The organism is Pseudanabaena sp. 'Roaring Creek' (assembly GCF_001402795.1).
In the GTDB taxonomy this organism is placed as follows: domain Bacteria; phylum Cyanobacteriota; class Cyanobacteriia; order Pseudanabaenales; family Pseudanabaenaceae; genus Pseudanabaena.
Genome location: NZ_LIRE01000008.1, coordinates 1 through 5,183, shown reverse-complemented (window position 1 = coordinate 5,183; position 5,183 = coordinate 1). Strand labels below are relative to the sequence as shown.

Sequence of the window (5,183 nt, the reverse complement as noted above, 5' to 3'; positions counted from 1 at the left end):
ATCAAACCCAATAGAGAGTTGCGGCGCGAAGCGCCGCAATTCTCTATTGGGTTTGATGTCCTGACTTGAGTAACTATAGCTATATCCAAATTTGTCAATAAGTCTAGGATCGTAAGCTCTGAATAACTTTACCTTTAAATTAGTTTGTCAATGTGGCAGCACCGATGCCAGAGTTGGGGAATTCCATACCCCCCATGGAGTCGTGCATACCCCAAGATTTATGCCCGTTGGTACGTTGGCAAATGTAAAAACTGTTACCCCTGCTCAACTCAAGGACTGTAAGGCAGAAATGATCCTAGCCAATACCTATCACCTCCATCTGCAACCAGGAGAAGATATTGTGGCTGAGGCAGGTGGGTTACATAAATTTATGCATTGGGATGGTCCCATTCTGACGGATTCGGGTGGTTTTCAAGTTTTCAGCCTCAGCGAAATTCGTTCCATTAGTGAAGAGGGAGTCCAGTTCCGATCGCCCCGTGACGGTAATACGATCAATCTCACGCCAGAGAAATCAATTCAAATCCAGAATCAACTGGGGGCAGATGTGATCATGGCGTTTGACGAATGTGCCCCCTATCCTGCCACTTACGAAGCCGTCAAACTCGCGGGACAACGCACGACTCGCTGGCTAGAGCGTTGCATCAAAGCCCACGATCGCAAGGACGATCAAGCTTTATTTGGCATCATTCAGGGTGGAGTTTTTCTGGATTTGCGCCAACAATCTGCCAGAGAACTGATTGAACTCGATTTACCTGGCTATGCGATCGGTGGTGTGAGTGTCGGCGAGCCCCCAGAATTAATCGAAAAAATCGTTAAGGCAACCACGCCCCTACTCCCAGCCGATAAACCTCGCTATCTGATGGGAGTCGGAACCTATAAAGAAATGGCTCAAGCCGTTGCCGCAGGAATCGATCTGTTTGACTGTGTAATTCCTACACGCTTTGCGCGGCACAGTGTTGCTCTAGTGAGAGGCGAGCGCTGGAATCTCAAAAATCAAAAGTTTAAACGGGACTTCACTCCCATCGATCGCGAATGTGATTGCTACGCCTGTCAAAATTTTTCCCGCGCCTACATCAGTCATCTCGTGCGATCGCAAGAAATCCTTGGTTACACGTTACTATCAATTCACAACATTACCGAATTAATCCGTTTTACTCAGCAAATGCGCCAAGCAATTATGGAAAATTGCTTTGTCGAAAAATTTGGGCATTATCTTGTCGAAGATTCCTCTGCAAATACTCCCACATCAGGACATCTATAATGCTGCGCCTATCTCTATACCTATTTCTTTGGATAATGACCTTAGCGATCGCGGTATTTGCTGGGCAAAATACCTATCTCGTGAATTTGAAACTTTTTTCCTTACAATCAATTAAATTACCCCTAGGAGTAGTTTTAGTTTTCTCTACTGGCTTAGGCGCAACATTTGTCAGTCTCTGGCAGAACTCACTCAACTTCCATTTGCCAGAAGTGCCGAAATTTTCTGGCTTTACCTCCCCTAAATACCCCTCAAATAGTCCATCTCAAAAATCAGAAGTTAAACAAGAATTTAAAAGAGAAATTAAAAAAGAAGTTAAAAAGGATATTTTGAAAACTGGTAAAAAACAAAGAGACGATTTTGATGATGACTGGGATGACGATTGGGGATAGATTGTATCTACAAATACATTTGCTGGACTTCAATTTTGTTAACTTTTAACCCATAGGTTTTAGCTAATATAAACAAGTTTTGTGATCGCAGAGTTCTCATAATAATTAATCGACGATGAATTATTAAATGAGAATAATTTGTCATTGATTAATTATTTCTGCCGATCATGCTGTTTGTCATAATAGCGAGGCATATTTCTTTAATGGTGTGAAGGAATGAAAAAGGTCAGTAATATCTCAATTCTATTAGGCTTAAGCCTGTTGGCAGCAACAGGGGCAAATGCAGAAACTATCAATCAATCCCAAGTTCAGTCAAAGGTTTCATCAGTTCCAACTTTACAGTCTTCGTTGCCTGTTAGTGAAGTAAAGCTTAGCGAAGTAAAGATCAGTGAAGCTTCAGTGCCAGCAACGGCAATTCCTGCTATACCTACTACATCATTGCCATCGACAGAAACTAAGCTCAGCGATTCTGCAACTATTAAATCAATTAATGCAGAACTAAATCGTTCCAAAGAAGTAGCTCAAAACGTTACTTCCGTATCACAACTAAGTGATGTCAAGCCTACTGATTGGGCATTTACAGCATTACAATCTCTCGTAGAGCGCTATGGATGTATTGCAGGTTATCCCGACCGTACCTTTCGTGGCAAGCAGGCAACCAGTCGTTACGAATTTGCCGCAGGTTTAAATGCCTGTTTAGACAAGATCAATGAAATCATCTCCGCAGGTTTAGCCGATAAGGTCAGTAAAGAAGACCTCGCTACTCTCAAGAAACTGCAAGAAGAATTTGCCGCAGAGCTAGCTACTCTTCGCGGTCGTGTTGATGCCCTAGATGCTAAGGTAGAGAAACTAGAAGCACAACAGTTTTCGACCACTACCAAGCTGAATGGTTTAGCATTCTTTAACCTTACGGGGGCTTCATCCGCTACCGTAGCTGGCGCTTCTTCAACAGCTAAACCCAATATCACCTTTAGTGGTTTGGTTTGGTTGACCCTCAATACCTCCTTCACTGGTAAAGATTCGTTAGTTACCCAGTTAGCTGTTGGTAACGGTAGCTCTCCCTACAATAACTATGCAGGCGGTAGTTTCTTCAATACTACTGGGGTTCCTTTTACCGATCAAACTGCTGGAGTTAACTCCAATCAGTTCATCTTGCGTGAGTTGTCCTACACTTTCCCAGTGTTTGACAAAGCTACTCTCGTTGTCGGTCCTCGCGTCAATTTCTACAAATATTTTGATGGTATTCGTTTCATTTATCCTTGGAATACCACATTTAACTCAATTAATAGCACGCTGTTGAGTGATTCCAAACGTGGTGCTGGTGCGGTCTTCATGACTCCATTGGGCAATATGTTTGACTTTAAGGTTGGCTACTTGGCTGATAGTAGAGAGTTTGTTGCTACCACATCTGCTTCCAATCCTAACGAAGGTTTATTTGGTGGAACCAATAATTTGACGGCTGAAATTGGTTTCAAGCCAAGCGATGCCTTCAAGCTCCGACTCATCTACAGTCATGGTAACTTTACCAGAAATACCGCAACGACTATCGGTGGTGGTCCTTCTTTCCAAGGTATTGCGACCGTGGCTTCTGGGGTAAACAATGCCCAATCTGATATCTTTGTGGCTAACTTTGATTGGTTGGTTACCAAAGGATTCGGATTATTTGGTAGGTATGGTTACGGAACGACTAACATCAACCTCACTGCGGGTGGTTCGACGAATATCAACCAGTATACCTTCCAAGTTGGGGCAGCTTTCCCCGACCTATTTAAAGAAGGCGCTCAAGCGATGATCTCCTTCTCTCTACCATATAAGTTTGGTGATAGCAGCAATGTGATTACTGCTGGTAGAGGTAATGACGGGACTGAATATGACCTCGAACTGTCTTACATCTATCCCGTAACCAAGAATATCTCCTTGGTTCCTTCGGCTTACTTCATCTTCAATCCTAATAACTTTAGTACTAATCCAACCGTATTTGTGGGTAATCTACAAGCGGTATTTAGCTTCTAAATTTAGGGCGTAAACTTCCTAATTCAAAAGGGTGTGCAAAGCACGCCCTTTTGTGTTTTACATGAATATGGCTAAGTAATTCAAGTAGTTAGTAATACATTTGTTACAACTAATGTTTGCTAAGTTCTAGTCCAGTGTAGATTTCTCTTATTACTATTTTTAGTTTTCTAACTCGCGTTACGTTCAATCTTGAAAAGGTGTGAAGGCATGAGTCCGATCTATATTCCCCGTCGCAAATTTATCCGAGGCGCGATCGCTACAGCCGCTTTTGGCGCAACTTCTCAACTATGGGCTGGTTGTACTGAACAAGCTCCTACAAATACCACCACTTCAGCAGGTTCGCCCAGTGCTTCAGGTGCACCAGCGGCAGGACCAATAACTATTGGGTTCATTTATGTTGGTCCGAAGGATGACTATGGATATAGTCAAGCTCACTTTGAGGGTGAAACGGCGATCGGCAAACTACCGAATGTGAAGACGGTCAGTGAGGCTAGTGTTGCGGAGACCGCCACTGTACAAGAAACCATGCTCAGCATGATCAATCAAAACAATGTCTCTGCCCTCTTCCCAACATCCTTTGGATACTTCGATCCGCATATTCTCAAAGTTGCTGCGACAAATCCTAAAGTGCAGTTTTTCCATTGTGGCGGTATGTATGTGGAAGGCAAACATCCCAAGAACATTGGTAGTTACTATGGCTACATTGACGAGGCGGAATATGTTGCGGGTGTGGTTGCAGGGCTAACCACAAAGTCTGGTAAGTTAGGATTTGTCGCTGCGAAACCAATTCCTCAAGTAATTCGCAATATTAATAGCTACACCCTTGGCGCGCGCAGTGTTAATCCTAAAGCCACGGTACAGGTCATTTTCACGGGTGATTGGTCGGTTCCTGTTAAGGAAGCTGAAGCCTCGAACAGCATGGTCGATCAAGGCGTAGATGTTTTAACCTGTCACGTTGATAGTCCTAAGGTAGTGATGGAAACTGCCGAAAAACGGAAGATTTTCTGTACTGGCTATCATGCCAATCAATCGAAGCTTGCTCCTAATGGTTATTTAACTGGTGCGGAATGGGATTGGACTAGCGTATATACCCAATATGTAGAATGGTTTAAGGCTGGTAAGTCTGTTACTGATGGAGGCATTCCCCATCTAGTGCGTGGTGGGCTGAAGGAGAAGTTCTGTAAGATTTCACCCTTTGGTAGTGCGGTCAGCGCCGCAACCAAGAAGGAAGCCGAAAAGGTACTAGCCAAATTCATGGATGGTAGCATGGTGATCTATGCTGGCGAAATCAAAGACAACACAGGCAAGGTAGTTATTGCTAAGGATAAGCAGTACAAACAAACCGATCTCTATTTAGAAGAGAAGATGGATTGGTTTGTGGAAGGCGTTATTGGTAGCATCAAAAGCTAGGTTCCATAAACTTTTAAGTAGTGCTGCATAATTAAAACCCAAAACCAGAGGGCGTAACGCCCGCTAAGCGGGCGTTACGCCCTGCTAGGTTTTAAGTTTACTTATGCCTA

Annotated in this window: 4 protein-coding genes; all 4 read left to right on the top strand. The window is 43.5% G+C overall.

Annotated features, from left to right (window positions below; translation table 11 throughout):
- Nucleotides 1-118 precede the first annotated feature (118 nt).
- The 4 genes from tgt to AC805_RS00200 all read left to right on the top strand — a co-directional run bounded on the left by tgt (nucleotide 119) and on the right by AC805_RS00200 (nucleotide 5,073).
- Nucleotides 119-1,261: a tRNA guanosine(34) transglycosylase Tgt gene (gene tgt / locus AC805_RS00215; protein ID WP_055073545.1), complete on the top strand. Its 1,143-nt coding sequence runs from the start codon at nucleotides 119-121 to the stop codon at nucleotides 1,259-1,261.
- A complete protein-coding gene (locus AC805_RS00210) occupies nucleotides 1,261-1,650 on the top strand; it encodes a hypothetical protein (RefSeq protein ID WP_055073544.1) in 390 nt (129 codons plus the stop codon). Before tgt ends, AC805_RS00210 begins: the two co-directional genes overlap by 1 nt.
- A 216-nt stretch (nucleotides 1,651-1,866) precedes the next feature.
- Nucleotides 1,867-3,663 carry an iron uptake porin gene (locus tag AC805_RS00205; protein WP_055073543.1) on the top strand — a complete coding sequence of 599 codons (1,797 nt, stop codon included), beginning with the start codon at nucleotides 1,867-1,869 and terminating at the stop codon, nucleotides 3,661-3,663.
- Nucleotides 3,664-3,870: 207 nt separating this feature from the next.
- Nucleotides 3,871-5,073, top strand: coding sequence for a BMP family ABC transporter substrate-binding protein (locus AC805_RS00200; RefSeq protein WP_055073542.1), 1,203 nt, complete (start codon nucleotides 3,871-3,873; stop codon nucleotides 5,071-5,073).
- Nucleotides 5,074-5,183 lie beyond the last annotated feature (110 nt).